Source organism: Pseudomonas sp. 2822-17, assembly GCF_002742485.1.
Classification (GTDB): domain Bacteria; phylum Pseudomonadota; class Gammaproteobacteria; order Pseudomonadales; family Pseudomonadaceae; genus Aquipseudomonas; species Aquipseudomonas cyclaminis.
The window spans coordinates 1-261 of record NZ_LJRZ01000813.1 but is presented as its reverse complement, the minus strand read 5'-3'; the positions used below and the strand labels follow the sequence as shown (position 1 = coordinate 261).

Sequence of the window (261 nt, the reverse complement as noted above, 5' to 3'; positions counted from 1 at the left end):
CACTTAAATAGGAAACACCGCCAACTTCATCTAGCCAATTTTTCGTCTGAAGTTCTGTGGTCACAGTAATAAGGTCTACCGGCTCTCCTTTTTGTGCAAGAGATAACATCACCGAATATATACGTTGATGTGAAGCGCGGTAAAAGTCCTCTGGAACTAACCGTTCAGACGCAGAAACAAGGGCTTCATCATTTATAAAAATAGCCCCTAATACTGCTTGCTCTGCTTCAATATTTTGCGGTGGTGTTCGATCCGTAAAGA

The 261-nt window shown here is 42.1% G+C and carries 1 protein-coding gene; it reads right to left on the bottom strand.

Annotation, left to right across the window (positions count from 1 at the left end; genetic code table 11):
- A partial coding sequence (locus AOA60_RS29385; protein WP_305887065.1) for a DnaB-like helicase N-terminal domain-containing protein occupies positions 1-261 on the bottom strand: 261 nt, incomplete at both ends.